This window comes from Curtobacterium sp. DN_7.5, assembly GCF_022655355.1.
In the GTDB taxonomy this organism is placed as follows: domain Bacteria; phylum Actinomycetota; class Actinomycetes; order Actinomycetales; family Microbacteriaceae; genus Curtobacterium; species Curtobacterium luteum.
In genome coordinates this window covers 1,530,843-1,556,919 of sequence record NZ_CP093378.1, presented here as the reverse complement: position 1 = coordinate 1,556,919, position 26,077 = coordinate 1,530,843, and the positions used below count along the sequence as shown (strand labels likewise).

Here is a 26,077-nt window from a genome sequence, read left to right as displayed (position 1 = left end):
ACGGCGGGGGCGTGCGGGCCGGGCGTGCCGCTGGGCGGGCCGGGGCTGGGGGGCGGGGCTGGGGGGGGCGGGGGCTGGGGGCTGGGGGGCGGGGCTGGGGGGGCGGGGGCTGGGGGCTGGGGGCTGGGCCGGGGCCGGGGCCGGGGGCTGGCGCGAGTCTCGGCGTGAGCGACAGTTCTCGGGCGAAAGCGCGCGAGAGCTGTCGCTCACGACGAGTCCCGGGGCGCGCAGGGCGAGTCTCGGGGCGCGCAGGCCGAGTCCCGGGGCGCGCAGCCCGAGTCCCGGGGCGCGCAGGGCGAGTCTCGGGGCGCGCAGGCCGAGTCTCGGAGCGCGCAGGCCGAGTCTCGGAGCGCGCAGCCCGAGTCTCGGGGCGCGCAGGGCGACCGCCTGGAGGCCCGGTGCCGGTCCGACGTGCCGGCACCGGGCCTCCAGGCGGTCGCGTCGTGGTCGCGTCGTGCGGGGCGAGTCTCGCCGTGGCCGACACGTCTCGCGCGCGAGCGCGCACGATCCGTCGCCCAGGGCGAGTCTCGGCGTGCACGGGCCGAAACTCGGGTCCCGCGCGCCCGGATAGAGTGGTCGGCATGCCCCGGGACGCACACGGACACCTGACCGCCGGCCGGATCTCCCCGCAGCGGCCCGTCCCGAAGGAGATCGAGTGGCCCGAGTACGTCGGGCGCGCCGAGCCCGACGAGCACGGCCACGGCGACACGTACTCCGCCGAGGAGATCGAACGGATCCGGACCGCCGGGCGCATCGCCTCGCAGGCGATCGACGCCGTCGGCGCGGCCATCCGCCCCGGGGTCACCACCGACGAGCTCGACCGCATCGGCCACGAGTTCGTCGTGTCACACGGTGCGTACCCGTCCACGCTCGGCTACCGCGGCTACCCCAAATCGCTCTGCTCGAGCCTCAACGAGGTCATCTGCCACGGCATCCCGGACGACACCGTGCTGCAGGAGGGCGACCTCGTCAACATCGACATCACCGCCTACAAGGACGGGATGCACGGCGACACGAACCGCACCTTCATCGTGGGCGAGGGCTCGCAGGAGGTCCGCGACCTCGTCGACCGCACGCGAACCGCGCTCGAGCGGGGCATCAAGGCCGTCGCCCCCGGGCGCCAGGTCAACGTCATCGGCCGCGCGATCGAGGCGTACGCCAAGCGGTTCGGGTACGGCGTCGTCCGCGACTACACCGGCCACGGCGTCGGGCGGACCTTCCACTCCGGGCTGATCATCCCCCACTACGACGCGCCCCACTACGACACGGTCATCGAGGAGGGGATGGTGTTCACGATCGAGCCGATGCTGACCCTCGGCGGCATCGAGGCGGACATCTGGTCGGACGACTGGACCGTCTCCACCCGCGACAAGTCGTGGACCGCACAGTTCGAGCACACCCTCGTCGTCACCGAGCGCGGCGCCGAACTCCTGACCGTCTCCTGACCCCTCAACCGAAAGGCTCCTCATGACCACCCTCGCAGTCGGCGTCGACATCGGCGGTACGGGCATCAAGGGCGCGATCGTCGACGTCGCCTCGGGCGAACTCACGACCGACCGGATCAAGAAGGCCACGCCCGAGGGCGGCAAGCCCCACGACATCGTCGCGGTGGCGAAGTCGATCGTCGAGGAGCTCGCCCCGGCCGCGGACGTCCCGGTGGGCGTGTGCTTCCCCGCGATCGTCCGTGACGGCAAGACCATGTCCGCCGCGAACGTGTCGAAGAAGTGGATCGGGTTCGAGGCGGAGGCGCTCTTCGAGAAGGAACTCGGCCGCTCGATCCACTTCGTCAACGACGCCGACGCCGCCGGGTTCGCGGAGCAGCAGTTCGGGGCGGCGAAGGGCAAGGACGGCCTCGTCGTCGTCACGACCCTGGGCACCGGGATCGGCACGGCGCTCATCAACGACGGTGTGCTCATCGTCAACTCGGAGCTCGGGCACCTCGAGATCGACGGGCACGACGCGGAGACGAAGGCCTCGTTCGCGGCCAAGGAGCGCGACGACCTGTCGTGGAAGCACTGGGCGAAGCGGCTGCAGAAGTACTACTCGACGCTCGAGGCGCTGCTCTCCCCGGAGCTCTTCGTCGTGGGCGGCGGCGTGTCGAAGCACCACGAGGAGTTCCTGCCGCTGCTCGACCTCCAGGCGCCGATCATCCCGGCGACGCTGCGGAACAACGCGGGCATCATCGGGGCGGCGACGCTCGCCGCGCTGTCGAAGCCGCAGGCATAGGCGTAGGCGCAGGCGCGCGGAGTTGCTCGGACCGGGAGAGTCCGGTCGCCGTCGCGGACGCTGCACGCACGCGTCACCGCTAGACTCGTCCGTGCGAATGGGTCGGTGAGACGGTCGCGTCACTCCTCCGGGAGTGCCGAGGAACGTCCGGGCTCCACAGAGCAGGGCGGTGGGTAACACCCACCCGGAGCAATCCGCGAGACAGTGCCACAGAAAGCAGACCGCCGGCGGCGACGTCGGTAAGGGTGAAACGGTGGTGTAAGAGACCACCAGGGGTCCGGGTGACCGGATCCGCTCGGTAAACCTCGCCCGGAGCAAGGTCAGACAGAGGACGTCGAGGCTGCTCGCCGAGTCCTCGGGTAGACCGCTGGAGGCCGACGGCAACGTCGGTCCGAGAGAGATGGCCGTCACCGCGAGAGCGGGACAGAACCCGGCGTACGGCCGGCCCATTCGCCCACACGAACGCCAGTCGCTTGCTCGCACCGTGCGAGGTTCCCGTCGCAGGGTGCGAGGTTCCTCACACCGTGCGACGCGCTGGGCCTCGCACGGAGCGCGAATCCTCGCACCCTGCGGCCGCGGCTGCGCCGCCGCACCACGCCACGCAGCCCCGCGCGGCCGCGCGCGGGTCGTCCGCCCGCCAGCGGGCGCGGGCCCGGCCTCGCCCCGTGCGAGGCCCCCGTCGCAGGGTGCGAGGTTCCTCACACCGTGCGACGCGCTGAGCCTCGCACGGAGCGCGAATCCTCGCACCCTGCGGCCGCGGCCGCGCCGCCGCAGCTCCGCCGCACGCCGCTGCGGCGGCGGACGGGAGGCCCGGTGCCAGCCCGGCACCGGGCCTCCCGTCGGACGGGTGGTCGGGTCTACAGCCCCGACTCGGGCGTGCGCACGAGGATGGCGTCGCTGTCCGGGCACAGCACGACGTCGTCCGGCGCCGCGGCCCGGATCGTCTGCAGGTCCGAGGCCGTCAGCGTCACGCCGGACGCGGTCGACACCCCACCCTGCAGCAACGACGCACCGAAGCCGTACCGCGCACGCTGCCGGTCGTAGAGCGCGAGCAGGTCGTCCGGGACCTTCGCGGCGACGTCGGCACGCGACTGGACGGCCGAGACGCGATCGGCCTCGAGCCGGGCGATCTCGGCGTCGCGCTCGGCCGCGAGACCGGCGCGGGCGGCGTCTGCGTCCGCGAGCTGCGCCTCGATGTCGCCGACCCTCGCCCGCAGCCCGTCGAGCTGCTCCATGACCTCGAGTTCGCTCGTCTCGAGGTCGCCGATCCGCCGCTGCAGGGAGTCGAGCTCGCTCTGGAGCCCGGCGGCGTCCTTCGCGTTCGCGACGTTCTGCAGGAGCGTGGTGTCCCGCTCGACCCGGGCCTGCGCGATCGCGGTGTCGGACTCGAGCCGGGCGAGCTCGCGCTCCGCGTCCTCGACCAGGCCGGTCGCTGCCGCGAGTTCACCACGCAGGGCGGCGGCCTTCGTGCCGAGCTCGGTGAGCTGGTCGCCCTTGCGCAGCGAGGTGATGCGGTGCTCGATGCGGGTCACGTCGTTGTCGAGTCGCTGGACGTCGAGGAGGATGACCTGGTCCTCGGGTGCTGCCTTCACGGTCAGGCTCCTTCTGCTTCAGGGGTGGTCCCGGCTGCGGCGCCGGTGGGGTCGGCCGCTGCTGCGGCCGACGCGGACGGTCCCGACGCGGCGGTCGGTTCGGGGTGTTCGGCCGGTCCGGGGCGTCCGGTCGGTTCGGCCGCCGGCAGGACGGCGAAGTCCCACGGGTCGGTCCGGAGGTCGCTGACGGTCACGCGGAGCCCGGTGGCGGCGGCGAGCTCGGCGGCCGCGACGTCGAGCCACAGCCACTCGGTCGCCCAGTGCGAGGTGTCGATGAGCGCTGGCCCGCGTCCGAGCATCGCCTGCTCGCGGAACTCGGACGCCGGGTGGTGCCGCAGGTCGCTCGTGACGTAGACGTCGGCCCCGAGCACGGCCGGGTGCCCGAGCAGCGAGTCGCCCGCGCCAGCGCAGAGGGCGACGGTCCGCACCGGGTCGTCGTACCCGCCGGACACGCGGACGCCGGTGGCGGTGCCGGGCAGCAGGTCGACGAGGGAGCGCGCGAGGGCGCCCAGCGTCGTGGGCTCGGCGAGCGTGCCCACCCGGCCGATGCCGGTCGCCGGGTCGGCACCGGGCTGGATCGGCCGTTGGTCGACGAGGCCGAGCCGGTCAGCCAGCACGGCCGAGGTACCGGTCGTCACGACGTCGGCGTTCGTGTGCGCTGCGAGCAGTCCGGCGCCGCCGCGGACGAGGGTGGCGATGACGCTCCCCTTGTACGTCGACTCGGCGACCGTCGTGACGCCGCGGAGGAGCAGCGGGTGGTGCGTCAGGAGCAGGTCCGCCCCGAGCCGGACCGTCTCGGAGGCCGTGGCGGGCACCGCGTCGACGGCGAGGTGCACGTGGTGCACGTCGGCGTCGGGGTCGCCGGCCACGAGTCCGACCGCGTCCCACGACTCGGATCCCGCGGACGGCCAGAGCTGCTCGACGACGTCCAGGATCTCGCGGAGCTTCGGCATCCCGTCAGTCTACCGAGCCGACCCCGCGCCCGGAGCGGGCGGACCGGACCGGGCGATCCGGGCCTCCCGGCGGTCCGTCAGGCGCGGCCGAGCGCCCGCAGGATGCGCGCGACGAGTCGCTGCCACCATCCGAGCGCGGGGGCGTCCGTGGTGTCGACCGACTCGGCCGGGGCGTCCGCGGGACGCGCGGACTCGGGGAGCACGACGGGGGTGCTCGCGGTGGTCCCGGTGTGCGCGGTCAGCGCGGCCGCGAAGGCGGCCCGGTCGATGACCGTGGGTCCGGTGGCGGGCTGGACGAGCGGGGTCGGTCGCGTGTTCGCGGACACCGGCGTGACGGCCAGGAGGCCCGGTGCGGGTCGCGCGGGCTCGTCGCGGTCGGCGACGGGTTCCGGAGCACGCTCCGGGACGACGAGGTCCGCGACCGGTGCGCTCGGCGCGGGCGTCGCGTGCCGCGGCGACGGCGCCACGGGGGCGGTCGGCGCCACGGGAGCGGTCGATGCGACGGGGACGGGGCTGGTGGCGGCACGACGGGCCGCGGAACGCGCGCGACGGTCGGCCTCGGCGGCGGCGTCGGCGAGCAGGTCGGCGAACACCGAGTGGGCGAACTCCCGGGCGGCGCGGACCTCGGGGTCGTCGAGCCCGGCGACCGTGGCCTCCCACGCGGCGAGGCGTGCGAGGTCTTCGTCACGACGGCGGACCTCGTCCTCGAGCAGCACGATCCGTTCGATGGCGGGTCGGCCCGTGGCGGCGTCGACCTCGACGGCGAGGTCCTCGATCCGGAGCGCGAGGCGCGTCGGCGGCTCGGGGAACGACGGGTTGCAGGCGGCGTGGCGCGCGCGGTCACGGGGGCGGCGGAAGGCGGTGTCGTCCTGGATTGCGGGCGCGGTCTCGTGCGCGGCGTCGAGTGCAGTCTCGTGCTCGGCGTCGGGCACGGTCTCGTGCGCAGCGGCGGCTCGGTCGGTGCCGGGAGCCGGATCGGTCGTCGGGGTGGTGTCGGTCGCGGCGTCCGGTCGCTGGACGGGCCCGGTGACCGGCGGGACCACGAGGTCCGCGAGGTACGGGGCACGCGTCGCCGGGGCGTCACGGAGCCACTCCTCGAGCTCGCGGCCGAAGGGGTCCACGAGGGGGGTGCGTGCGCCGGACTGCGTCTCCATGCCCGAACAGTAAATATCGGGACGTCACACCGCGGGGAGATCCGCGGAGTGTCGCGAGATCCGCTGCCATATCGCGCCGGACGTGAGCGGCGTGTCGCAGGTCGGGTGTGCTTGCCCGGCCACGCGTCGGCGTTGCCGTGGCGCCGGGTCGTCGGGCGGCTCGCGTCCGTACGGCCGGAGTCGGTCGCAGGACGTGCCGTGGGCGCCCCGAGTCGGTCGCAGGACGTGTCGTGCGCGCCCTGAGTTGGTCGCGCAACGGGTCGGGCGCCGCAGAGCTGAGCGGCACGTCGTGCGACCGACGGCACCGCGGATGCGCCCGCCGGCGGCAGCACGCAGGGACGGCGGCGTGCGCCGGCGTCAGGCGGGCCGCACGTCCTCCGGGCCGGCCGACCGGGCCGAGCCGTCGATCGTGTCCAGCAGCGCCCGCCCCTCGTGCCACCAGCCGACGCCGGCGGCCACGTTGACGTGCTGCACGGCGCCGATCCGGTGCACCGTCGCGCCGAGCACCGTGGCGAACTCGATCGCGCGATCGGCCGAGCAGTACGGGTCGTCGTCGCTCACCACGAGGTGGACGTCCTCGACGTGGGACACGCCGGCGGGTGCCGTGAACCCCCGCGCAGCGTCCGGGAACCCGGGACCGTCGGGGTCCGGCGGCGCGACGAGCAGCGCGCCGGCCACCGGGTGCGTCGACGCCTCCGGGCTGGCCAGCCATCGCGCTGCCGCGAGGACGCCGAGACTGTGCGCGACGAGCACCGGCGGTTCGTCGGTCGCTTCGACCGCCCGTGTGATCGCCGCCTGCCAGTCGTCGGGCTCCGGTTCGCCCCACGATGCCGGGAGGATCCGGACGACCCGGCCGTCCTCAGCTTCGCGTGCGGCTTGCCAGCGGGACTGCCAGTGCTCGGGGTCGGAGTTCCAGATGCCGGGCACGATCACCCACGGTCGCGGTCGCTGCACGAGGGCAGCGTACCCGGAGCCTCGATCCCGTCCGACTGTGTGACGCGCGGGGGCAGCGGGTCAGTTCTGCAGCGTGTCGCGCGGGTACTCATCGAAGCGTCGCGCGTACGCGGCGGAGAACCGACCGAGGTGCGCGAACCCCCACCGCACGGCCACGGCGGCGACGGTGGTGTCGCCGGGACGTGCTCGTCGGAGCTCCTCGTGGATGCGGTCGAGCCGGATGCCGCGGAGCATCGCGTTCGGTGCGGTGCCGACCTGGCGCTGGAACGCCTGCTGCAACCCGCGGACGCTCAGTCCGACGTGCTCGGCGACGTCGGTCGTCGTGATCGGGGTGTGCGCGAACGCGTGCATGAACTCGATGGCGGACCGGACGCGACCGGTCGCCCCCTGCGGGAGCGGCACGTCGGGGGCGAGGACCGTGTGCGGGAAGGTCCGGAGCAGGACCTGGGCGGTCTGCCGGGTGGTCTCGGCGAGTGCCAGCGGCGTCAACGGCGCCGGCCCGAGGACGATGCGGGCGGCGCGCTGCACGTGGGCGTTCCAGGCGCGGAGGTCCTCCGTGTCAGGGGTGTGCGCGTGGTCGAACACCAGGGCCCCGGGCTGGGTCCCGTGCACCTCGGCCGCGACCCGCTCGAGGTACTCGCGGTCGATCTGCACCAGGCTCTGCCGGAGGTCGGCCAGGTCGAACACGAAGGGCCGCCCGGTGGGGAACATCATGGGCGTGCGGGGCCCGAAGGCGACCTCGTCGCGACCGACGTCGACGAGCCCGCCGCCCTCGGCGGTCCACATCACCACGTACTCGTCGCGCACCTCGACCTCGCCGGACATCCGGCCGTCGAAGCGGGTCGAACGGAACGTCATCGTGTCGTCGCCGACGACCTTGAACCGGAAGCCGAACGTCCGGTCGGTCCGTGTCGCGGAGAACCCCGCGCCGTCGTAGGCCTCTTCGTACAGCCGCACCGCTTCGTCCGGGTGCGAACCCGCGACGTCGAAAGCCGATCTCGGATCGAGATCGGGCCCTGCGTCACTGGCGGTGCTCATCAGGCGAAGCGTCGCACGGAGACACGGCGATCACGCAATCGGCCGTCGTGGCTTTGCGGGAAACGGCTCGGCGAGTGCGGCCGCCGGACCAGCCGAGCGATGCTCGCCGGGAGAGCGTCCGTCGCCGACGATGCGGCTGCGGCCACTCGAGCCAGTCGGGCACCCACGCGCTCAGTCGTGCCGCGCCCGGTGCAGCGACCAGCGGTTCCGGTCACCGACCCGGTCGTAGCGCAGGTCGTCGACCACCATCTGGACGAGCGCGAGCCCGCGGCCGCTCTCCGCCAGGTCGTCGGGCAGCGCCGCGGCACCCGGATCCACCGATGCCGGGGCCCCGTCGTCGGTCACCACGGCGGCGTACCCCTCGGCGGAGCAGGCGAGGTCGACCTGGCACGCGACGGCTCGGGCACGCCCGGCGTGCTCGATCACGTTCGAGGCCAGCTCGACGAGCGCCAGTTCGAGCGCCATCCGGTCCTCGGCGGAGACGGAGGGCTCGGCCTGCCACACCCGCGCGAGGAACTCGTGCACCGCCGTGACGTCGTCCGGCGGACAGTCCAACTCGACGCGGTGCGCGCCGGTCGCGGTGGTCACAGCCAGTCGGACACCGCGGCGTCCCCGTCCGGGTACGTCCGCAGGATCTTGTCGATGTTGCTCAGCTTGAGGACCATCTGCACCTGGTCCGAGGGCGCCGCGATGCGGAGGTCTCCCCCGGCCTGCCGTGCCGTCTTCAGTGACCCCACCAGGGCGCCGAGGCCCGAGGAGTCCATGAAGTCGACGCCCGACAGCTCGATCGCGAGGTGCGATCGTCCGCCGCCGACGACCTCGGCGACCCGCTCACGGAAGACGGGTGCGGAGACCATGTTGAGCCGACCACTGCACTCCAGGACGGCCGTGTCTGCTGATGCCTCGTGTACGACGATGTCCATCCGGTGCGCTCCCCTTCGGTTCGTGCTCGCAACCTACCGGATCGAACCTACCGGCCCGTCAGGCTCGCGCGCCCACACCGGCGCGGCGCGTGGCGACGAGTTGCACGACGACGGCCGCCGCCATGAGGGTCGCCATGACCGAACCCATCGCGAGCGCGGTCCCGCCGAGAGCACCGGCGAGGGGCGTGCCGAGCCCGCCCAGTCCGAACGTCAGCCCGCCCTGGAGCGCGGCCGCGGTACCGGGGTGCGCCGCCCCGACGTGCTGCGTCCGGGTCATGGCCGCGGGCAGGACGAAGCCCCACGCCGCGGTGACGACCGCCAGCGAGCACCACACCGGGACGGGCCCGAGTCCGAGGACCGCGGACGTGAGCACCCCGAGCGCGCCGAGCGTCCCGACGGCGAGGCCGAACGCGAGCAACGTGTCCTCGGAGAACCGGCCGACGACACGGCGGAACACCAGCGTCGTGACGATCATCATCGAGGCGTTCGTGGCGAAGACGAGCGTGTACAGCCCCTCCGAGAAGCCGTACTGCGTCTGGAACACGAACGAGCTCGTCGCGATGTAGGCGAAGAAGCCGATCGTCGACAGCACGCCGGTGAGCACGTACGCACGGAACCGGCCGATCGCCGTCAACTCCCGGATCCGCGCCCAGTTCGCCGCGAGGCCGACCCCGCCGCGGCGCTCGGCGGGCAGGGTCTCGTGGAAGCCGGTCACGACGAGCACGAAGAAGACCGCACCGAGCAGTGCGAGCACGACGAACATCACCCGCCAGCTCGCGACGGTGAGCACGGCTCCCCCGGCCAGCGGCGCGACGACCGGCCCGATCGCGTTGATCGCCGCGAGGGTGCCGAACACCTTCGCAGTCCGCGGTCCGTCGGTGACGTCGGAGACCATCGCGCGCCCGGCCACGGCCCCGGCGGCGCCGGCGAGCCCCTGGAAGACCCGGGCGACGACGAGCGTCACGACGTCCGGCGCGAGGGCACAGCCGACCGAGGCGACCGCGAACACGGCCGTCCCCAGCAGGAGCATCGGTCGCCGCCCGACCCCGTCGCTCACCGGCCCGGCCAGGAGCTGCCCGACCGCGAACGCCACGAGGAAGGCCGTGAGTGACAGCTGCACCGCGCTCGGGGTGGTCGCGAGGTCACGCGCGATCGCGGGCAGCGCCGGGATGTACATGTCCGTCGCGAACGGCGAGACGCCGACGATGAGCGCGAGCGGCACGATCGGGGGCAGGCCGGTCCGCGGGGTGGTCCTGGTCCGGTTCCGGGTGCGCTCCGTCGTCACGGCGCCCACGGTACGCCGCGTCGAATCGATTCGACAAGGGGCAGCGTCAACGGTGGCGAGCGCTGGAACGACGCGGCCGTCGTCGTGCGACAGCGGCGGTGTCGTTCCGCACCGGCGGGGACCCGCGGACGACGCACCACCGGGACGACGGAACGCGCGTCGTCCGACGGGTGTGCCGTCGCGACGCGCGCGTTCCGTGTGCCGGGCGGGGCCCGATCAGCCGGTGTTCTGCAGACCGGCGGCGATCCCGTTCACGGTCAGCAGGAGCAGACGGTGGTCGCCGTCCGTGGAGTCGGTGCTGCCGCTCGTCCGGATCGACCGGAGGGCACGGAGCTGCAGGTGCGAGAGCGCGTCGACGTACGGGCTTCGGAGCCGCACGGCGCGGGCGAGCACCGGGCGGTCCTCGAGGACGTCGGCGCCACCGGACACGCGCAGGACCCACGCCCGGGTGCGGCGCATCTCGTCGAGCACCTTCGCGGCGAGGTCGTCACGGTCGGCCAGCTCGAGGTAGCGCTCGGCGATGTACTCGTCGGTCTTCGCCAGCGACATCTCGACGTTCTTGATCATCGCGCCGAACAGCGGCCACTCCGCGTACGCGCGGCGGAGGGCGTCGACGTCGCCGACCGCCTCGAGCGCGGACCCGAGGCCGTACCAGCCGGCCAGGTTGATGCGCGCCTGCGTCCACGAGAACACCCACGGGATCGCGCGGAGGTCCTCGAGGGACTCGACGCTCAGCCCACGGCGGGCCGGACGCGACCCGAGCGGCAGCAGGCCGAGCTCCTCCATCGGGGTGACGCGGGCGAACCACGGGGCGAACCCGTCCGCCTTCACGAGCTCGTAGAACGCCTGCCGCGAGACGTCGTCGAGGCGCTGGGCGAGGTCGGCGAACTCGGTCGCCGCGGCCGCGGTGCGCCGCTCGTTCGACGGCGAGGAGGCGAAGAGCGTGGCCGAGGCCATCTGCTCGAGGTGTCGGGCGGCGATGTCCTGGTCGCCGTACTGGGCGAAGATGACCTCGCCCTGCTCCGTGAGCTTCAGCCGACCGTCGATCGAGCCCGGCGGCTGCGCGAGGACGGCCTCGTTCGCCGGGCCACCGCCGCGGCCGAGCGAACCGCCGCGGCCGTGGAACAGCGTGAGCTCGACGTCGTTCGCGGCGGCCCAGTCGGCGATCCGGGCCTGGGCGTCGTACAGCGCGAGGTTCGCCGACACCGGGCCGACGTCCTTCGACGAGTCCGAGTAGCCGAGCATGACCTCGAGCTTCCGGCCGGTCGCGGCGAGGCGTCGCTGGAACGGCTCGGTGCGCACGGCCTCGTCGAGGATGTCGACGCCGGCGTGCAGGTCCGCGAAGGTCTCGAACAGCGGGATGACGTCGAGCACCGGCGCGGCCTCGGCCGAACCGAGCGCGGCGACCGCGAGCTCGTGCACGTTCGCCAGGTCCGCCGCGGACTGCGTGAAGGACACGATGTACCGACGGGCAGCCCGGACGCCGAAGCGCCCCTGGAGCTCGGCGATGGTCCGGAAGACCGCGAGGACCTCCTCGGTCATCGGGCTCAGCTCCCCGCCGGCGCGGATCTCGGCGAGGGCGTTGCGGTGCACCTGCGAGTGCTGGCGGACCTCGAGCTCGGCGAGGTGGAACCCGAAGGTCTCGACCTGCCAGAGGAGGTTCTGCAGCTCGCCGTGCGCCGGACGGACCGCGCCGGCCGCGATGAGCGACGTCTGGATCGTCCGGAGGTCGGCGAGGAGCTCCTCGGGACCGGCGTATGCGATCCGCTCGTCGCGGCGACGGGTCGCGCGGATCCGCGCCGCCACGAAGAGGAGGGCGCGCCGGTGCGTCTCGTTCGGCGCGCGCACACCGATGCGCTCCGCCACCGCCGGGTCGAGCCGCTCCTGCTCGGCGACGAGCGCCGTCAGTCCGGCGTCGGCCGGCGTCTCGCTGGCGTCGAGCGTGAGGGCGCTGCCGATGCGGGTCGCGGCACGGGAGAGTCCGAGCAGGATGTGCTCGGACGCGGTCTCCGCGGCCTGCCGGGTGACCTCGGCGGTGACGTGCGGGTTGCCGTCGCGGTCGCCGCCGATCCAGGTGCCGAAGCGGACGAACGCGGGCGCGACGACCGGAGCGCGGCCCGCGTCGTCGCCCTGCAGCCGGTCGTCGAGCAGGCGGTACACCTGCGGCACGATCTCGAAGAGCGTCTGGTCGAACACGCTCATCGCGGTGCGGACCTCGTCGAGCGGGGTCGGGCGCGTGGTGCGGAGCGGCGACGTGCGCAGGAGCGTCGTGATCTCCTCGAGCAGCCGCCGCTCGTTCTCGGCGCGCGCGGTGGCGTTGCGGGTGCGGTCGCGCTCGTCGATGAGGTCCGTGATGCGACGGACCCCCGTCGTGACCGCACGGCGTCGGGCCTCCGTCGGGTGCGCCGTGAGGACCGGGTGGAACCGGAGCCCCTCGAGTCGGGCGGCCGCCTCGTCGGCACCGACCTGCTCCACGAGCGACGCGTACGTCGCCGGGAACGAGTCGCCGGGGAGCCCGCCGTCGTCGCCGCGCTGCCGGAGGACGCGGACGCGGTGGTGCTCCTCCGCCAGGTTCGTCAGGTGGAAGTACGTCGTGAACGCCTGGGCGACCGCCTCGGCGCGCTCGGCGGTCATGCCCGCGACGAGCTGCTCGGCGCGCGCGGCGCCCTCGGTGCCCGCGCCCTCGTAGGCGTCGATCACCGCGGCCCGCAGGGTCTCCACGTCGTGCAGCAGGTCGTCGCCGCCGACCTCGCGCAGCACCCGCCCGAGCAGGTTGCCGAGGTAGCGGACGTCGGCGCGGAGGTCGCTGTCGACCGCTCCGCTGACGTCGTCCCTGGCGCGTCCGTGACGCGTCTGGCCGTCGATCGCCGTCATGTCGTCCTTTCCGGGTCGGCCGGGGTCCCGCCCCGGTATCCCAGCAGCGTACTGGCCCGTCGGCACGGGTGACGACAACCGTCCGGACGGAGCAGCACCGGGACCACGGCACGCGACCGGAGCACCCCTGCGTCCGGTGTGTGCCGCGACCCCGGCGGGTCAGTGGTGGACGGCGGAGGCCGACGGCACCCGGAGGGCTTCGAGCTCCGCGAGCAGCCGACGGTCCAGCGCGTGTGCGAGCTCCACCTCCGCGATGACCCGCTCCTGCTCGTCGGCGTCCCACGGAGCCCGGTCGAGCTCCTCGCGGTAGGTGTCCTCGAACGCGGCCGGGTCGGCCACCTGCTCGCAGATCCAGAAGAGCACGCCGTTCGTCTCGAAGCCGAACCGGTCGCTCAGCACGGTACCGATCGCCCGGCCGCCGGACAGGTCGCCGAGGTACCGCGTGTAGTGGTGCGCCACGAAGCCGCCGGGCCAGGTCGCGGCGACCTCGTTCAGCCGTCGGACGTACGCCGTGGTCGCGGGCAGCGGGCACACGAGTTCGGACCAGTCCGGCCCGACGAGGTACTCCAGGTCGGCACGGATCGCCGGCATCCGGCTGCGGTGCTGCGTGACGAAGGGCGCGACCACCGGGTGGTCCGCCATCCGCTCGGCGGCGCGCTCGAGCGCCTCGTACACGAACGCGTACTGTCCGAGGAGGTCGGCGTGGTCCGCGACGTCGCAGGTCCCGGCCGCGAGGTCGCGGAGGAGCCCGTCACCCGTCGAGGAACCGGGCGACCGCCGGGTGCGGCGACGCAGCAGCTCCGAGAACGGCGTCACGGTCGTGTCCATGAGGTAAGGCTAACCTCACCTCCTGGACAGTCAAGCGCCACACCGAGGAACCGAGACCTCGCCCCGAACGAGAGGAGACTCGTCCCCGATGAGTCCCAAGCCGAACCGCCCGCAGCACGTCTTCGTCGTCGACCACACGGAGCGGCTGACCCCGCACATGGTCCGGGTCCACCTCGGTGGACCGGCCTTCGACGACTTCGTGGGCGGCGCCGACCCCGAGCGGCTCGCCGCCACGGACCGCTACGTCAAGCTCCTGCTCGCGAAGCCGGGGCTCGGCCTGGAACCGCCGTACGACCTCGACGCACTCCGTGCCACGCTCCCGAAGGCGGACCTCCCGGCACGTCGCACGTACACGGTCCGGAAGGTCGACACCGCGACCCGGACGATCGCGATCGACTTCGTCGTGCACGGCGACGAGGGTCTCGCGGGACCGTGGGCGGCGGGCGCCCGCCCCGGCGACCGGCTCGCGCTGTCCGGCCCCGGCGGCGGCTACGCGCCGTCCACGGACCCCGCGGTCACCCACGTGCTGCTCGGCGACGACAGCGCCCTGCCCGCCATCGGGTCCGCCCTGGAGGCGCTGCCCGACTCCGCCACGGGCGTCGCCCTGGTCGAGGTGGCCGGTCCCGCCGACGAGCAGCCCGTCGCGCACCCGACCGGTGTCGACCTGCGGTGGCTGCACCGCGACGCCACCGGCGCCGAGCCGGGCACGCTGCTGCTGGCGGCGGCGCGCGGTCTGGAGCGTGCCTCCCGGCCGGTGCAGGTCTTCGCGCACGGCGAGCGGAGCGCGGTGAAGGCGATCCGACGGCTGCTGCAGGACGACTGGGGACTCGAGAAGTCGGAGCTGTCGCTGTCGGCGTACTGGGCGCTGGGGCGTGCCGAGGACCGGTTCCAGGAGGAGAAGCGGGAGCCGGTGGGGGTGATCTTCGAGGAGTGAGCGGCGACGACGAGCGGGGAAGCGGCGGGGCGCGCCGTCCCGACGGTGCGGAGAACGGACGGCGCTGAGGGTCCGCCGACACGTCCCGGGTTGGATGGGGGCATGTCGAACGATCCGATTTCCTCGACCACGGACGGGCCGCTGCTCTCGCTCGTGTACGCCAGCCGTGCGGTCGTCGGCTTCGACCTCGACGACCTCGACGAGCTCCTCGCGCACGCCCGGACAGCGAACGAGTCGGCGGGCATCACCGGTCTGTTGCTCTTCAAGGACCACCGGTTCCTGCAGCTCCTCGAAGGGCCGGAGGCGGCAGTGCGCGACAAGATGACGTACATCACCGAGGACCCCCGCCACGACGACGTGACGGTGCTCCTCGAGGAGCAGGTGCCGGAGCGGCAGTTCCCGGGGTGGACGATGGGGTACGCCACGGAGGACACCCTGCAGCACGCCGACCTCCCGGGGTACCGGACGACCTTCGACGACATCGACTTCCTGCCGGACGACCACGAGGCCGGGCCCGTCGTGCCCGCGCTGCGCGAGCTGATCCGGTGGTTCCGCGTGACCCGGCCGGGTGGGACGGCGCGGGCGACGGCGGTGCCGTCCCGGGCGTGACGGTGGTCCGTGTGAGACTCCGCACGTGACGACCTGCTGCGCCCCCGGGTGCGCCTCCCCCGCGACGGATGCCTCCGTGCCGGTGCCCCTGTGCGGCGTGCACCACGAGTCCGTGCTCGACGAGGCAGCGCTCGACGGGAGCGGGGTCGAGGATCTCCTGCCCGGTCCCTGCCTGCTCTGCGGATCGCGGGTCGGCGTCCGGTACCCGGGCGGCTCCGTGTGCGCCGTCTGCGAGTGGCGATGGGGCGAGGTCCCGGACGGTGACCTCGCTCCCCCGCGCGTCGACGTCGTCTACTACCTGCGGATGCGGGACGCGAGCGGTGACCGCATCAAGATCGGGACGACCGCGAACCCGCGCCAGCGACTCGCGGCGATCGCGCACCAGGACCTCCTCGCGTTCGAGCGGGGCGACCGGACGGTCGAACGACGCCGGCACGCGCAGTTCGCGGCGACGCGGTACCCGGGCACCGAGTGGTTCCGGACGACCCCGGAGCTGCTCGCGCACGTCGGCGCGGTCGGAGCGGGCGTCGGGGACCCGTGGGAGCTCCTGGCACGGTGGCGGAGCGAAGCGCTGGCGTTGCGGGGCTGACGGGGTCGCCGGGTGGCGGGGTCGATCGGCCACCGGGCTGGCCGGGACGGTCGACCGCTGCGGGTCCGCGCCTGCTCAGCGGGCGTAGGCGTCGACGAAGAGCGACCCGCGGAGGTCGCGCAGGGTGTCGACGAGCTGCTCGACGGTCCGCTTCGAGATGCCCGACACCTGCAGGTCGTACGGCCCCAGCGCGGGCAGGCGCCCGGTGCGGATGCGGACGACCTCCCACCCGACGGCCCGCACGGCGCGGTCCTTCCGCCGGTCGGTCTCCTGTCGCGGTCCGACGTGCTCGAGCCCGTGCCGTCCGGTGGAGTCGTACTCGATCGCGACGCGCAGCTCGGGCAGCACGATGTCCGGCCAGGCCTCGACGTGGTCGAAGAACGGCCGGTCGAGCTTGATCGCGTTGCGGTCGAACGTGAAGTCGAAGCGCTCGATCAACGCGGCCCGGAGGTCGGCTTCGACCGCGGAGGCCGTCGCCGGCGCGCACACGCTCGTGAAGGCGTCTCCGGACGGCACCCGCGGCGTCTTCGGGCAGATGGTCCTCGGCACCGAAGGGCGCCGGTCACCCGTGCGCCGGGGCCGGTTGCGGTTGCTGGCGACGGCCCCGGCGGGCACACCCCGGGCGGGCGCCGCGGGCAGGGTCTGTCGCCCGGTGGCGCGGACCACGCGCTGCGGGGCGGGGACCGCGTCCGGCCAGTCGTCGGGCAGGACGGGCCAGCGCTGCGGCTGCGCCTGCACGGCGCACTCCGGGCACCAGACCGACCGCCGACGCTCGCGTCCGGGCCTCCCCCGCTGCTCCGCCGGCGTGGCGACGAAGACGTGGCCGACGTCGCACTCCCACGTGAGCAGGACCTCGGCCGCAGGCGGCACCTGGGTCAGGACGACGCCGTGGTTCCACTCCGGGTGGTACTGCCGGACGAGCACGGGGTAGGACTCCCACGCGGCCCGGAACTCGCCGACGGCGTACGGCACCGGGACGCCGCGGGACCACTGCCGGCGGCGCCACCACGCGTCCACGGGTTCGACCACGCCGCCACGCTAGGAGCGACCGCCGACAATCCGGGCGTTCGCGGTCATCCCTGCACGGCCCGGGTCCGGCCGTGGTCTGTCCACCGGCGGACGACGGTCCTGGCGGGCGTCGCCGGGCCGTGCCAGGGTCGAGAGCGTGTACACCGACATCACCGGACCCGAACTCCTCGCCCACCGCGGCACCGCCGTCGAACCGGACGACTTCGATGCATTCTGGCGCGAGACCCTGACGGCCGCGCGGCAGCACCCCGTCGCGGTCGAGACGACGCTCGTCGACAGCGGCCTGACGACGCTCGACGTGTACGACGTCTCGTTCGCCGGGTGGGACGGCCAACGGGTCCGTGGGTGGCTCAGCGTCCCCGCGGGGACGACGGCCGACGCACCGCTGCCCGCGGTGGTCGAGTACATCGGGTACGGCGGCGGGCGCGGTCTCGCAACGGAGCACCTGCTCTGGGCGTCCGCGGGCTACGCGCACCTGGTGATGGACACGCGAGGGCAGGGCTCCGGCTGGTCGGTCGGCGACACCCCCGACCCGGACGGCAGCGGCCCCGCCGTCCCCGGCGTGATGACCCGCGGCATCGAGTCGCGCGAGACCTACTACTACCGTCGGCTCACCGTCGACGCGGTCCGCGCCGTCGACGCCGCCCGCGCGGTCGGCCTCGTCGACCCGGAGCGCGTGGCCGTCCTGGGCGGCAGCCAGGGCGGCGGGCTGGCGATCGCCGTCGCCGGGCTCGTCGACGACCTCGCCGGAGTGTTCCCGCGCGTGCCGTTCCTCTGCGACTTCCCGCGGGCGACGGTCATCACCGACGCCGACCCGTACCACGAGATCGCGCGGTACCTCACCGTGCACCGGGACCGCCGTGACGAGGTGTTCCGCACCCTCGCCTACTTCGACGGGGTGCTGCACGCCGCACGTGCGACGGCCCCGGCGTGGTTCTCGACGGCGCTGATGGACCCGATCTGCCCGCCCTCCACCGTGTACGCCGCGTTCAACGCGTACGCGGGGCCGAAGGACATGACCGTCTGGGAGTACAACGGGCACGAGGGCGGCGGCGCACACGAGGACACGGCGACGTTCGCCCACCTCGCACAGGTCTTGCGCCCCTGACGGCGGCCGGCAGCCCGGCGGCACGACGGCCCGGCGGCACGGCTGCCCGGCGCCACAGCGGCACGGCTGCCCGGCGCCACAGCGGCACGACGACCCTGGAGAGGCGCTGCCTCAGTCCCCCAGCGCCCGCCGCACGAACGCGACGAGCGCGTTCGCGTGGCCGTGGCCCATGCCGTGCTCCTCCTTGAGCCAGCCGACCACCTCCATGTGCCCGTCTCCGTCGAGCCGGTCCGCGACGAGGTCGAGCCACTCCTGCACCGGACGGCCGTACTTCGCCTCGATGCTCGGGAAGTACGACTGCGGCCCCTTCGGCTTCGCACCGTCGGCGGGCGGCTCGGGAACGGTCACGCGGTGTCCGGTCATGCGCTCACGGTAGTGCTGCACACGGCGTCACAGAACCCCCGCCCCACGCTCCACGACGTCACACGAGGACGCACCGACCGGCCTGCGTGACAGCACGTTCCGTCGTGTGCCGGTCTGTTGCGCGGGTCGTTGGCAGCGCGTGCGGCGCCTCCTACGGTCGCCGCATGACCAACACCACCCGGGTCCCCGTACGGGACGCGACCGGCGTCCCGGACGCTGGCTCCACGTCGGACGCGCACCGCGCCTCCAGGACGGGTGCGGACGCGACCGGCCCGCACAGCGGCGCCGACGCGGTCACCGCTGCCGGCCGTGCTGCCCTCGACCGACCGGTCGTCCCGCTGCTCCACCCCGTCCGCTGGGTGGCCGCCGCACTCGCGCTCGTCGTCCTGCTGAACTTCGTCGAGACGCTGTTCACGAACGAGGCCTGGGGCTGGCCGGCTGTCGGGAAGTGGCTGTTCAGCCCGGCCATCCTCACCGGCCTGCAGCTGACGCTCGTCGCGACTGCGCTGAGCGCCGTCATCAGCTTCGTCGGCGGGGTCGTCGTCGCCGTGGCCCGGCTGTCGCAGAACCCGGTGCTGTCCGGGCTGGCGTGGGGCTACGTGTGGTTGTTCCGGTCGGTGCCGCTCATCCTCGTGCTCGTCTTCCTCTACAACCTCGGCTCGCTCTCCCCGACGATCGGCATCGGGATCCCGTTCGGCCCGCAGTGGGAGGTGCCGACCGCGAACGTCCTCGGCGACCTCGCCATCGGCGTGATCGGCCTGAGCCTCAGTGAGATCGCCTACGCATCGGAGATCGTCCGCGCCGGCGTCCTGGCGGTCGACCACGGGCAGCTCGAGGCGGCGCAGGCGCTCGGTCTCTCGCGGCGCCGGCAGTTCAGCCGCGTCGTGCTCCCCCAGGCGCTCCGCTCGATCGTCCCGGCGTTCGTCAACCAGATCGTCGGGCTGCTCAAGGCGTCCTCGCTGCTGTTCTACGTGTCGCTGCTCGACCTGTTCGGCGTGGTGCAGAACCTGTCGAGCACGTACCCGACCGACATCATCCCGCTCCTCGTCGTGGCGACCGTCTGGTACCTCGCCCTCACCAGCGCGGTGTCGGTCGCGCAGTACTACGTCGAGCGGTGGACGTCACGCGGCTCCGCGCGGGCACTCCCGCCGACGCCGTTCCAGCGGCTGCGCGCTGCGGCGCGCCGGACCCGGCCTGGAGGCACGGACCGCGCCGCACAGGTCGCCAGCGCCCGGCGCGTGGTCGCGTCCGGCGAGCACGACGGGAAGGCTGTCTCGTGAGCGCGTCCATCGCCGTCGCCGGTGCCGTGAAGTCTTTCGGCGACCAGCGCGTCATCGACGGGATCGACCTCGAACTGGCGGCCGGGAGCGTCACCGTGGTCCTCGGCCCCTCCGGGTCGGGCAAGTCCACCCTCCTCCGGGCGATCAACCACCTCGAGCCGCTCGACCGGGGCGTCGTCACGATCGGCGGCGAGACCATCGGCGTCCGGCTGCGGACCGGACGCGACGGGACGCAGCGGTACAAGGAGCTGCCCGAACGGCAGATCCTCCGGCAGCGGTCCCGCATCGGGTTCGTGTTCCAGCACTTCAACCTGTTCCCGCACCTCACCGCGCTCGAGAACGTCGCCGAGGGTCCCGTGGCCGCCGGGGTGTCGCGGCCGGTGGCCCTCCGGCGGGCGCAGGACCTGCTCGAACGCGTCGGGCTCGGCGACCGCGCCGTGGCACGACCCCGCCAGCTGTCCGGCGGGCAGCAGCAGCGCGTCGCGATCGCACGGGCGCTCGCGCTGGAGCCGTCCGTGGTGCTCCTCGACGAGCCGACCTCCGCACTCGACCCGGAGCTCGTCGGTGAGGTCCTCGGCGTCATCCGGTCCCTCGCCGACTCGGGCACCACGCTCGTCATCGTCACGCACGAGGTCGCGTTCGCCCGCGAGGTCGCCGACCACGTCGTCTTCCTCGACCACGGGCGCATCGTCGAACAGGGGCCGCCGGCCCAGGTCATCGACACCCCGCAGCACGCCCGGACCCGCGACTTCCTCGCCCGCGTGCGCTGACCTCCCCTCCCCTCACCCACACCCGACACAGGAGCACCATGTCCACGATCACCCCCATCCGCTGGCGTCACCGCGCCGGCGCCCTCGTCCTCGCCGCCGGAGTCGTCGTCGCCCTGGCCGGCTGCGCCGCGAACGCGTCCGCCGACACGTCCGGCACCGCCGACGGGACGGTCACGATCGGCGCGCACTCGAACGGCGCAGCGACCGAGACGACGGTGCAGGTCACCGAGGACACCGAGCTCCACGACGCCCTGCCGGCCGACGTCCGCGACTCCGGCAAGCTCACCATCGGCGTCGGTGCGCTGCCCTCGGGGTTCCCGCCCCTCGCGTTCACCGGCGACGACCAGAAGACCCTGACCGGTTCGGAACCCGACCTCGGCCGCCTCGTCGCGGCGAAGCTCGGGCTGGAGGCCGACGTGCAGAACGCCACGTGGGACAACCTCTTCGTCGGCATCGACAGCGGGAAGTACGACGCCGGCTTCTCGAACGTCACGGTGACCGAACAGCGCAAGGAGAAGTACGACTTCGCCTCCTACCGGCAGGACAACCTCGCGTTCCAGGTCCTGTCCACCAGCTCGTTCACGTTCGACGGCGACCCGTCGGTGCTCGCCGGCACGACCCTGTCGGTCAGCTCGGGCACGAACCAGGAGAAGATCCTCCTCGAGTGGCAGAAGGAGCTCCAGGCGAAGGGCGAGGACTTCACGATCAAGTACTACCCGGACGGCAACGCCGTCAAGCTCGCCCTCGACTCCGGGAAGATCGACGCGTACTTCGGGCCGAACCCGACGATCGCGTACCAGAACACGCAGAGCAAGGACACGGCCGAGCCGACGAAGACGGCCGGCACCTACTCCGGCGCTGGGTCGTCGCTCCAGGGCCTCATCGCGGCGACCACCAAGAAGGGCAGCGGGATCGCGAAGCCCGTGGCGGCGGCGATCAACGAGCTCATCGAGGACGGCACGTACGCGAAGTGGCTCGAGGCGTACAACCTGTCGAACGAGGCCGTGAAGACGTCCGAGGTGAACCCGGAGGGGCTCCCGCTCGACAACAGCTGACGTCCGTCACGCAGGACGACGCCCCCGCTGCCGACCGGCAGCGGGGGCGTCGTTCGTCCAGCTTCAGCGTCGATGTCGAACGACGCGGCCGTCGTCGTGCGACACCGGCGACGTCGCTCGTTGCTCACGCGGGCATCCCGCCGCCGCCAGCTTGCGACACAGCCGACGTCGCACGACGTCGACGATGACGTCTCGCGACGGCAGCGCGCTCGGTCGCGACTCAGACCGCGGCCGGCACCTCCTGCTCGGCCCGCCGCGCCCACTCGTCCGCGAGCAGCTCGTACGAGCGCACGCGGGCCTCGTGGTCGTGCGTGATCGTCGTGACGAGGAGCTCGTCCGCTCCCGTGACCCGACGGAGGGTCTCCAACCGGTCGGCGACGTGCGACGCATCCCCGACGAACCGGGTCGCCAGCCGGTCGGCGACGGCCGCGGCCGCCTCGTCGTCGAGGGGCCGCGCCCTGGCCTCGTCCGGGGTCGGGTACGCGATCGCCCCGACCCCGGAGCGGATCGACCACACCCACTGGCCGTAGCCGAGCGCGAGCTCGGACGCTTCGTCCGCGGTCCGCCCGACCACGACGTCCGCCGACACGATGACGTGCGGCGCGTCGAGGACGCCGGGGCGGAACGCCTCGCGGTAGGCCTCGACGGACGCCAGGACCGTGCCGGGCGACGTGTGGTAGTTCGCCCCGTACGGCAGGCCGAGGGCACCCGCGACGCGCGCGCTCTCGCCGCCGGTCGAGCCGTGGATCCAGAGCTCGACGGGAGCGCCGGTCGCCGGCGGCGCCTCGACGAGCGCCCCGTCACGCGTCCAGGTGCCGGCGAACAGCGCACGGACGAGCTCGAGGTCCCCCTCGAACCGGTCGACGTCGCCGGGCACCCGGTCGAGGAGTTCCCCCTGTAGGGCGAAGCGCGACCCGGCGGCGATCCGGAAGTCGAAGGGCGCGGGCACGAGCAGACCGTCGACGACCTCGTCCGCCCGCGGTGCGAGCGACGGCGGCTTGGGTGTACCGGGAGCCGGGGCACCGGACCGTCCGAGCCCGAGGTCGATGCGCGGACCGTGCAGGGCGGCGAGGGTCCCGAAGGTCTCGGCGATCTGCAGCCCGCGCACGTTGCCGACGAGGGTCGCGGCGCTGCCGACCCGGATCGAGGAGGTGGCGGCGGCCACGGCACCGATCACGACGGTCGGCGCGCTGCCGGCGACCCCGGGGTTCAGGTGGTGCTCGGCGAGCCAGTACCGGGCGTACCCGGCACGTTCGGCGCGCTGGGCGAGGTCGACGGTGGCGTGCAGTGCCGCCGCGGCAGTGGAACCACTGCTGACCGGGACGAGGTCGAGGACCGAGAGCGGGACGGCGCTCATGCCGTGGCCGCCTGACGGTCGCGGACCCGATCGGGCAGCCCGAGGGTCTGGCGGAGCGTCGCGCCCTCGTCGTGGCTGTCCCGGTACACCCCGCGTTCCTGGAGGAGCGGTACCACCCGGTCCACGAACTCGTCGAGACCGTGCGGGTTGGTGTGCGGCACGACGACGAAGCCGTCCGTTGCACCGGCCTGCACGAAGCGGTCGATCTCCGCCGCCAGGTGCTCCGGTGTCCCCACGAACCCGCCCCGGGTCGACACCTCGATCACGAGGTCCCGGGTCGAGAGGTGGTCGCTCGCGGCACGCGCGCGCCACGCAGCGACGGTGCTGCGCGGGTCCCGGAGGTGTCGCACGCGCCCTCGGGTGATCGCGTCGGCGTCCACGTCCGGTTCGACGTCGGGCAGCGGGCCGTCGACGTCGTGGCCGGAGAGGTCGCGGTTCCAGACCTGCTCGAGGAACGCGATCGCCGTGGCGGGGCTGACCTGTGCACGACGGATCGCGCGCGAGCGCTCCTGGGCCTCCTCCGCGGTGTCGCCGATGGTGAACGTGGCGCCCGGGAGGATGAGCAGCTCGTCCCGGCTCCGGCCGTGCCGCGCGAGCCGCGCCGTGACGTCGTCCGAGAACGCCCTCGCGTCGTCGAACTCGGTGTGCAGCGAGAAGATCACCTCGGCGTGCGCGGCGGCGAGGTCGCGACCCTCGTCGGAGTCGCCCGCCTGCACGATGACGGGGTGCCCCTGCGGGCTGCGCGGCACCGGGAAGGTCCCGGTGACGTCGAACTGGGGTCCGTGGTGGTCGACGTCCCGGATGCGCGAACGGTCCACGTAGGTGCCCGACGCGGGATCGGCGACGACGGCGTCCGGCTCCCATGAGTCCCAGAACTCGCGGGACAGCTCGATGAACTCGGCTGCGCGCGTGTAGCGGTCCGCGTGGTCGAGGAAGCCACCGCGGCGGAAGTTGGCGCCGTGGAAGGCGTCGGAGCTCGTCACGACGTTCCAGCCGGCGCGCCCGTCGGTCAGGTGGTCGAGCGACGCGAGCTGCTTCGCCAGTTCCAGCGGCTCGTTGAACGTCGTCTGCAGGGTCCCGACCAGACCGATGTGCTCCGTGACCCCGGCCAGGGCGGCGAGGATCGCGAGGGTGTTCGGGCGTCCGACGACGTCGAGGTCGTGGATCCGGCCCTTCTGCTCGCGGAGCCGGAGCCCCTCGGCGAGGAAGAGGAAGTCGAAGAACCCGCGCTCGGCGTTCTTCGCGAAGTGCTCGAACGACGAGAACGCGATCTGGCTCTCGGCACGGTCGTCGCTCCACACGGTGGTGTTGTTGACCCCCGGGAAGTGGGCGGCGAGGTGGACCTGACGCTTCGTGCTCATGCTGGGACCCCCTGGGCAGCGGTGGTGCGGACGTACCGGCTGACGGCCGGGGCGAGGCCGAGCCGCGTGCGCAGGTCGGCGGTGGGACGGGACGCGACGTCAGCGCGGAGTCCCGCGGTGACGAGCGCCGGCACGAGCTGCCGGGCGATCGCGGTGCTGTCGACCGGGATCCGCAGCGGCCGCAGCCGGACGCCGACGTAGCCGAGCCCGCGCAGGTCGCCGATCAGCTCGACGAGGTCCGCGATGGTCGTCGCGAGGACCGAGGTGTCCGAACCGGTGCCGACGGCGTAGGGCGTACCGGCGGCGGCGTCGAGCGCGGCGAGGTCGTCCCTCGCCTCCGCCACCGAGGAGCCGATGAGCACCGCGAGGTCGGCGAGGACCGGACGGCGGACGTCCGACCCGGCCACCTGCTCGAGGTGACGGACCTCGTCGAGCAGGTCCTGCGCCTCCTGGCCGGCGGAGCCCGGGGTGACCAGCACGACGTCCGCGACGTCCACCGCGAAGGCGGCTGCGTCGGCGCGGTGCGCCAGCGAGAACACCGGGGGACGTCCCTGCGGCGACCGCGGGACGATCGATGCGCCGTGGACCGAGACGAAGGACCCCTCGAACTCGGCGTTGTGGATGCGGTCGCGGTCGATGAAGCGGCCGGTCGTCACGTCGCGGATGATCGCGTCGTCGTCCCAGCTGTCCCAGAGACGGGAGACGACCTCGGCGACCTCCCGGGCCTCGTCGAAGAGGACGGACGCTTCGTCGCCGCCGGGACGGCGCCCGAAGAGCGCTGCTTCGCGGGGCGTCGGGCTCACCTGGACCCGCCACCCGGCCCGGCCGTGCGAGACGTGGTCGAGGGTCTGGAGGCCCGTGGCGACGTGGAACGGTTCGGTGTGGGTCACCGAGACGGTCGGCACCAGTCCGAGCGCGCGGGTCGCCGGGGCGACCGCGTTCGCGACGAGCAGGACGTCGAGCCGTCCGACGACGCTGCGGGTGTCGAGGTCGCCGCGGGCGTCGACCGGTCCGGCGGTGAACGAGTCCTCGATGGTGACTGCGTCGACGCCGAGCCGGTCCTGCTCGACGACGACGTCGCGCCAGTGGCCGAGGCTGCTGAGCCGCCGGGCGGCCGACCCGGCGACGCGCCGCGCCGCGGGGTGCCATCCGGCGCCCTGCAGCGCGGTGACGAGGATGGTGCGGTCGGACATGTGCCGGGTCCCGTCTCGTGTCGGTGCGGTCAGTGGGAGTGGGTGTGGGCGGCCTCGTGCGCGGAGGCGGCACCAGGCGCGGGAGCGGCGCCCGGCGCGGGGGCGGCGCCCGGCGCGGGGGCGGCGCCCGGCGCGGAGGCAGCCTCGGCACCGAACTTGAAGCCGAGGCGGCCGTGGGCGAAGCCGCCACCGGCGCGGATCGCGGTCGCGACCCACGCGGCTTCGGCGAGCTCGGCCTCGTTCGCGCCGGCCGCGACCGCACGCTGGCTGTGGGCGTCGATGCAGTACACGCACTGCGTCGTGATGCCGACGGCCAGGGCGATGAGCTCGCGGTACCGCAGCGGGATCTCGCGTCCCTCGGCCCGGAACACCGACTCGTCGAACTGCGCGAAGGCGGCGAGGATGTCGGGGGTCTGCTGCTTGTAGACCTTCGTGTAGGTCTTGTCCTGCTCGCGGTCGAGGTACTCGGTCATGCGCCGACCGTACGGCGATCCCGACCCACGCACGACGGGTGTTGCGGGCCGTGAACGAACGTTGCGTCGTGTGACGTCGGAGCGACGTGCAGCGGTCACGAGGGGACGCCCGGACACGGCGTGGCAGGG

Annotated in this window: 24 protein-coding genes, 1 other RNA gene and 1 pseudogene; 10 read left to right on the top strand and 16 right to left on the bottom strand. The window is 73.5% G+C overall.

Annotated elements, in window-relative coordinates:
- Positions 1–581: 581 nt before the first annotated feature.
- From map to rnpB, 3 genes are all read left to right on the top strand, one after another.
- Positions 582–1,445, top strand: a complete 864-nt coding sequence (gene map / locus MON03_RS07265) for a type I methionyl aminopeptidase (RefSeq protein ID WP_242091278.1) — start codon at positions 582–584, stop codon at positions 1,443–1,445.
- A gap of 22 nt (positions 1,446–1,467) precedes the next feature.
- Positions 1,468–2,226: a polyphosphate--glucose phosphotransferase gene (gene ppgK / locus MON03_RS07260; protein ID WP_242091277.1), complete on the top strand. Its 759-nt coding sequence runs from the start codon at positions 1,468–1,470 to the stop codon at positions 2,224–2,226.
- A 98-nt stretch (positions 2,227–2,324) separates the two neighbouring features.
- Positions 2,325–2,679: RNase P RNA component class A (gene rnpB / locus MON03_RS07255), an RNA gene on the top strand.
- Positions 2,680–3,083: 404 nt separating this feature from the next.
- On the opposite strand, the gene MON03_RS07250 is transcribed toward rnpB, so the two are convergent.
- The 10 genes and pseudogenes from MON03_RS07250 to MON03_RS07205 all read right to left on the bottom strand — a co-directional run bounded on the left by MON03_RS07250 (position 3,084) and on the right by MON03_RS07205 (position 13,827).
- Positions 3,084–3,818 (bottom strand): zinc ribbon domain-containing protein, encoded by a 735-nt coding sequence (locus MON03_RS07250; RefSeq protein WP_242091276.1) that lies wholly within the window; start codon positions 3,816–3,818, stop codon positions 3,084–3,086.
- Positions 3,819–3,964: 146 nt separating this feature from the next.
- Positions 3,965–4,771: pseudogene (locus MON03_RS07245) on the bottom strand (Nif3-like dinuclear metal center hexameric protein); the annotation flags it as partial.
- Positions 4,772–4,848: 77 nt separating this feature from the next.
- Entirely contained in the window at positions 4,849–5,925 is a 1,077-nt protein-coding gene (locus tag MON03_RS07240) for a hypothetical protein (RefSeq protein WP_242091275.1), read from the bottom strand.
- Between the two features lie 357 nt (positions 5,926–6,282).
- Positions 6,283–6,879, bottom strand: coding sequence for an RBBP9/YdeN family alpha/beta hydrolase (locus MON03_RS07235; protein WP_242091274.1), 597 nt, complete (start codon positions 6,877–6,879; stop codon positions 6,283–6,285).
- 60 nt (positions 6,880–6,939) lie between these two features.
- Positions 6,940–7,917, bottom strand: a complete 978-nt coding sequence (locus MON03_RS07230; protein ID WP_175327719.1) for a helix-turn-helix transcriptional regulator — start codon at positions 7,915–7,917, stop codon at positions 6,940–6,942.
- A gap of 171 nt (positions 7,918–8,088) precedes the next feature.
- Positions 8,089–8,505: an ATP-binding protein gene (locus MON03_RS07225; RefSeq protein WP_242091273.1), complete on the bottom strand. Its 417-nt coding sequence runs from the start codon at positions 8,503–8,505 to the stop codon at positions 8,089–8,091.
- On the bottom strand, positions 8,502–8,840 hold the full coding sequence (locus MON03_RS07220; RefSeq protein WP_022904647.1) for an STAS domain-containing protein: 339 nt from the start codon (positions 8,838–8,840) through the stop codon (positions 8,502–8,504). The genes MON03_RS07225 and MON03_RS07220 overlap by 4 nt, the downstream gene beginning before the upstream one ends.
- Positions 8,841–8,898: 58 nt before the next feature.
- Positions 8,899–10,125 carry a multidrug effflux MFS transporter gene (locus MON03_RS07215; protein ID WP_242091272.1) on the bottom strand — a complete coding sequence of 409 codons (1,227 nt, stop codon included), beginning with the start codon at positions 10,123–10,125 and terminating at the stop codon, positions 8,899–8,901.
- Positions 10,126–10,341: 216 nt separating this feature from the next.
- Positions 10,342–12,999, bottom strand: coding sequence for a phosphoenolpyruvate carboxylase (locus MON03_RS07210; RefSeq protein WP_242091271.1), 2,658 nt, complete (start codon positions 12,997–12,999; stop codon positions 10,342–10,344).
- Positions 13,000–13,158: 159 nt separating this feature from the next.
- Positions 13,159–13,827, bottom strand: coding sequence for a biliverdin-producing heme oxygenase (locus MON03_RS07205; RefSeq protein WP_242091270.1), 669 nt, complete (start codon positions 13,825–13,827; stop codon positions 13,159–13,161).
- Positions 13,828–13,915: 88 nt separating this feature from the next.
- Here MON03_RS07205 and MON03_RS07200 point away from each other — a divergent pair, with 88 nt between their 5' ends.
- The 3 genes from MON03_RS07200 to MON03_RS07190 all read left to right on the top strand — a co-directional run bounded on the left by MON03_RS07200 (position 13,916) and on the right by MON03_RS07190 (position 15,959).
- A complete protein-coding gene (locus MON03_RS07200) occupies positions 13,916–14,761 on the top strand; it encodes a siderophore-interacting protein (RefSeq protein ID WP_175327715.1) in 846 nt (281 codons plus the stop codon).
- Between the two features lie 102 nt (positions 14,762–14,863).
- On the top strand, positions 14,864–15,370 hold the full coding sequence (locus MON03_RS07195) for a BLUF domain-containing protein (protein WP_242091269.1): 507 nt from the start codon (positions 14,864–14,866) through the stop codon (positions 15,368–15,370).
- A 76-nt stretch (positions 15,371–15,446) separates the two neighbouring features.
- Positions 15,447–15,959: a GIY-YIG nuclease family protein gene (locus tag MON03_RS07190; RefSeq protein ID WP_502798691.1), complete on the top strand. Its 513-nt coding sequence runs from the start codon at positions 15,447–15,449 to the stop codon at positions 15,957–15,959.
- Positions 15,960–16,034: 75 nt separating this feature from the next.
- On the opposite strand, the gene MON03_RS07185 is transcribed toward MON03_RS07190, so the two are convergent.
- On the bottom strand, positions 16,035–16,988 hold the full coding sequence (locus tag MON03_RS07185) for a putative endonuclease domain-containing protein (protein ID WP_175327713.1): 954 nt from the start codon (positions 16,986–16,988) through the stop codon (positions 16,035–16,037).
- A 136-nt stretch (positions 16,989–17,124) separates the two neighbouring features.
- Between MON03_RS07185 and MON03_RS07180 the strand changes: the two genes are divergently transcribed.
- Entirely contained in the window at positions 17,125–18,096 is a 972-nt protein-coding gene (locus MON03_RS07180) for an acetylxylan esterase (RefSeq protein ID WP_175327712.1), read from the top strand.
- A gap of 111 nt (positions 18,097–18,207) precedes the next feature.
- On the opposite strand, the gene MON03_RS07175 is transcribed toward MON03_RS07180, so the two are convergent.
- Positions 18,208–18,459 carry a DUF4287 domain-containing protein gene (locus tag MON03_RS07175; protein ID WP_042726522.1) on the bottom strand — a complete coding sequence of 84 codons (252 nt, stop codon included), beginning with the start codon at positions 18,457–18,459 and terminating at the stop codon, positions 18,208–18,210.
- A gap of 164 nt (positions 18,460–18,623) precedes the next feature.
- Here MON03_RS07175 and MON03_RS07170 point away from each other — a divergent pair, with 164 nt between their 5' ends.
- The 3 genes from MON03_RS07170 to MON03_RS07160 are packed head-to-tail and all read left to right on the top strand — an operon-like array spanning position 18,624 to position 21,564.
- Positions 18,624–19,739 (top strand): amino acid ABC transporter permease, encoded by a 1,116-nt coding sequence (locus MON03_RS07170; protein WP_242091268.1) that lies wholly within the window; start codon positions 18,624–18,626, stop codon positions 19,737–19,739.
- Positions 19,736–20,509 carry an amino acid ABC transporter ATP-binding protein gene (locus MON03_RS07165; protein WP_242091267.1) on the top strand — a complete coding sequence of 258 codons (774 nt, stop codon included), beginning with the start codon at positions 19,736–19,738 and terminating at the stop codon, positions 20,507–20,509. The genes MON03_RS07170 and MON03_RS07165 overlap by 4 nt, the downstream gene beginning before the upstream one ends.
- A gap of 38 nt (positions 20,510–20,547) precedes the next feature.
- The gene (locus MON03_RS07160; RefSeq protein ID WP_022903120.1) at positions 20,548–21,564 is read left to right on the top strand and encodes a transporter substrate-binding domain-containing protein; all 1,017 of its coding nucleotides are present in this window, start codon (positions 20,548–20,550) and stop codon (positions 21,562–21,564) included.
- A 220-nt stretch (positions 21,565–21,784) separates the two neighbouring features.
- Here the strand turns inward: MON03_RS07160 and MON03_RS07155 are convergent, their stop codons facing one another.
- From MON03_RS07155 to MON03_RS07140, 4 genes are read right to left on the bottom strand one after another with little or no spacing between them, the layout of a single operon-like run.
- Complete coding sequence (locus MON03_RS07155; protein WP_242091266.1) at positions 21,785–22,921, bottom strand: LLM class flavin-dependent oxidoreductase; 1,137 nt, start codon at positions 22,919–22,921, stop codon at positions 21,785–21,787.
- Positions 22,918–24,282 carry an NtaA/DmoA family FMN-dependent monooxygenase gene (locus MON03_RS07150; protein WP_242091265.1) on the bottom strand — a complete coding sequence of 455 codons (1,365 nt, stop codon included), beginning with the start codon at positions 24,280–24,282 and terminating at the stop codon, positions 22,918–22,920. The genes MON03_RS07155 and MON03_RS07150 overlap by 4 nt, the downstream gene beginning before the upstream one ends.
- A complete protein-coding gene (locus MON03_RS07145) occupies positions 24,279–25,475 on the bottom strand; it encodes an LLM class flavin-dependent oxidoreductase (RefSeq protein ID WP_242091264.1) in 1,197 nt (398 codons plus the stop codon). The genes MON03_RS07150 and MON03_RS07145 overlap by 4 nt, the downstream gene beginning before the upstream one ends.
- A gap of 29 nt (positions 25,476–25,504) precedes the next feature.
- Positions 25,505–25,948: a carboxymuconolactone decarboxylase family protein gene (locus tag MON03_RS07140; protein WP_242091263.1), complete on the bottom strand. Its 444-nt coding sequence runs from the start codon at positions 25,946–25,948 to the stop codon at positions 25,505–25,507.
- Between the last annotated feature and the right edge of the window lie 129 nt (positions 25,949–26,077).

Excerpts from the sequence above, each read along its gene's own strand:
- MON03_RS07230 (WP_175327719.1), bottom strand. The coding sequence starts at position 7,917 with ATGAGCACCGCCAGTGACGCAGGGCCCGATCTCGATCCGAGATCGGCT.
- MON03_RS07220 (WP_022904647.1), bottom strand. The coding sequence starts at position 8,840 with ATGGACATCGTCGTACACGAGGCATCAGCAGACACGGCCGTCCTGGAG.
- MON03_RS07195 (WP_242091269.1), top strand. The coding sequence starts at position 14,864 with ATGTCGAACGATCCGATTTCCTCGACCACGGACGGGCCGCTGCTCTCG.
- MON03_RS07200 (WP_175327715.1), top strand. The coding sequence starts at position 13,916 with ATGAGTCCCAAGCCGAACCGCCCGCAGCACGTCTTCGTCGTCGACCAC.
- MON03_RS07150 (WP_242091265.1), bottom strand. The coding sequence starts at position 24,282 with ATGAGCACGAAGCGTCAGGTCCACCTCGCCGCCCACTTCCCGGGGGTC.
- MON03_RS07140 (WP_242091263.1), bottom strand. The coding sequence starts at position 25,948 with ATGACCGAGTACCTCGACCGCGAGCAGGACAAGACCTACACGAAGGTC.
- MON03_RS07240 (WP_242091275.1), bottom strand. The coding sequence starts at position 5,925 with ATGGAGACGCAGTCCGGCGCACGCACCCCCCTCGTGGACCCCTTCGGC.
- ppgK (WP_242091277.1), top strand. The coding sequence starts at position 1,468 with ATGACCACCCTCGCAGTCGGCGTCGACATCGGCGGTACGGGCATCAAG.
- map (WP_242091278.1), top strand. The coding sequence starts at position 582 with ATGCCCCGGGACGCACACGGACACCTGACCGCCGGCCGGATCTCCCCG.
- MON03_RS07175 (WP_042726522.1), bottom strand. The coding sequence starts at position 18,459 with ATGACCGGACACCGCGTGACCGTTCCCGAGCCGCCCGCCGACGGTGCG.
- MON03_RS07170 (WP_242091268.1), top strand. The coding sequence starts at position 18,624 with ATGACCAACACCACCCGGGTCCCCGTACGGGACGCGACCGGCGTCCCG.
- MON03_RS07155 (WP_242091266.1), bottom strand. The coding sequence starts at position 22,921 with ATGAGCGCCGTCCCGCTCTCGGTCCTCGACCTCGTCCCGGTCAGCAGT.
- MON03_RS07145 (WP_242091264.1), bottom strand. The coding sequence starts at position 25,475 with ATGTCCGACCGCACCATCCTCGTCACCGCGCTGCAGGGCGCCGGATGG.
- MON03_RS07205 (WP_242091270.1), bottom strand. The coding sequence starts at position 13,827 with ATGGACACGACCGTGACGCCGTTCTCGGAGCTGCTGCGTCGCCGCACC.
- MON03_RS07160 (WP_022903120.1), top strand. The coding sequence starts at position 20,548 with ATGTCCACGATCACCCCCATCCGCTGGCGTCACCGCGCCGGCGCCCTC.
- MON03_RS07210 (WP_242091271.1), bottom strand. The coding sequence starts at position 12,999 with ATGACGGCGATCGACGGCCAGACGCGTCACGGACGCGCCAGGGACGAC.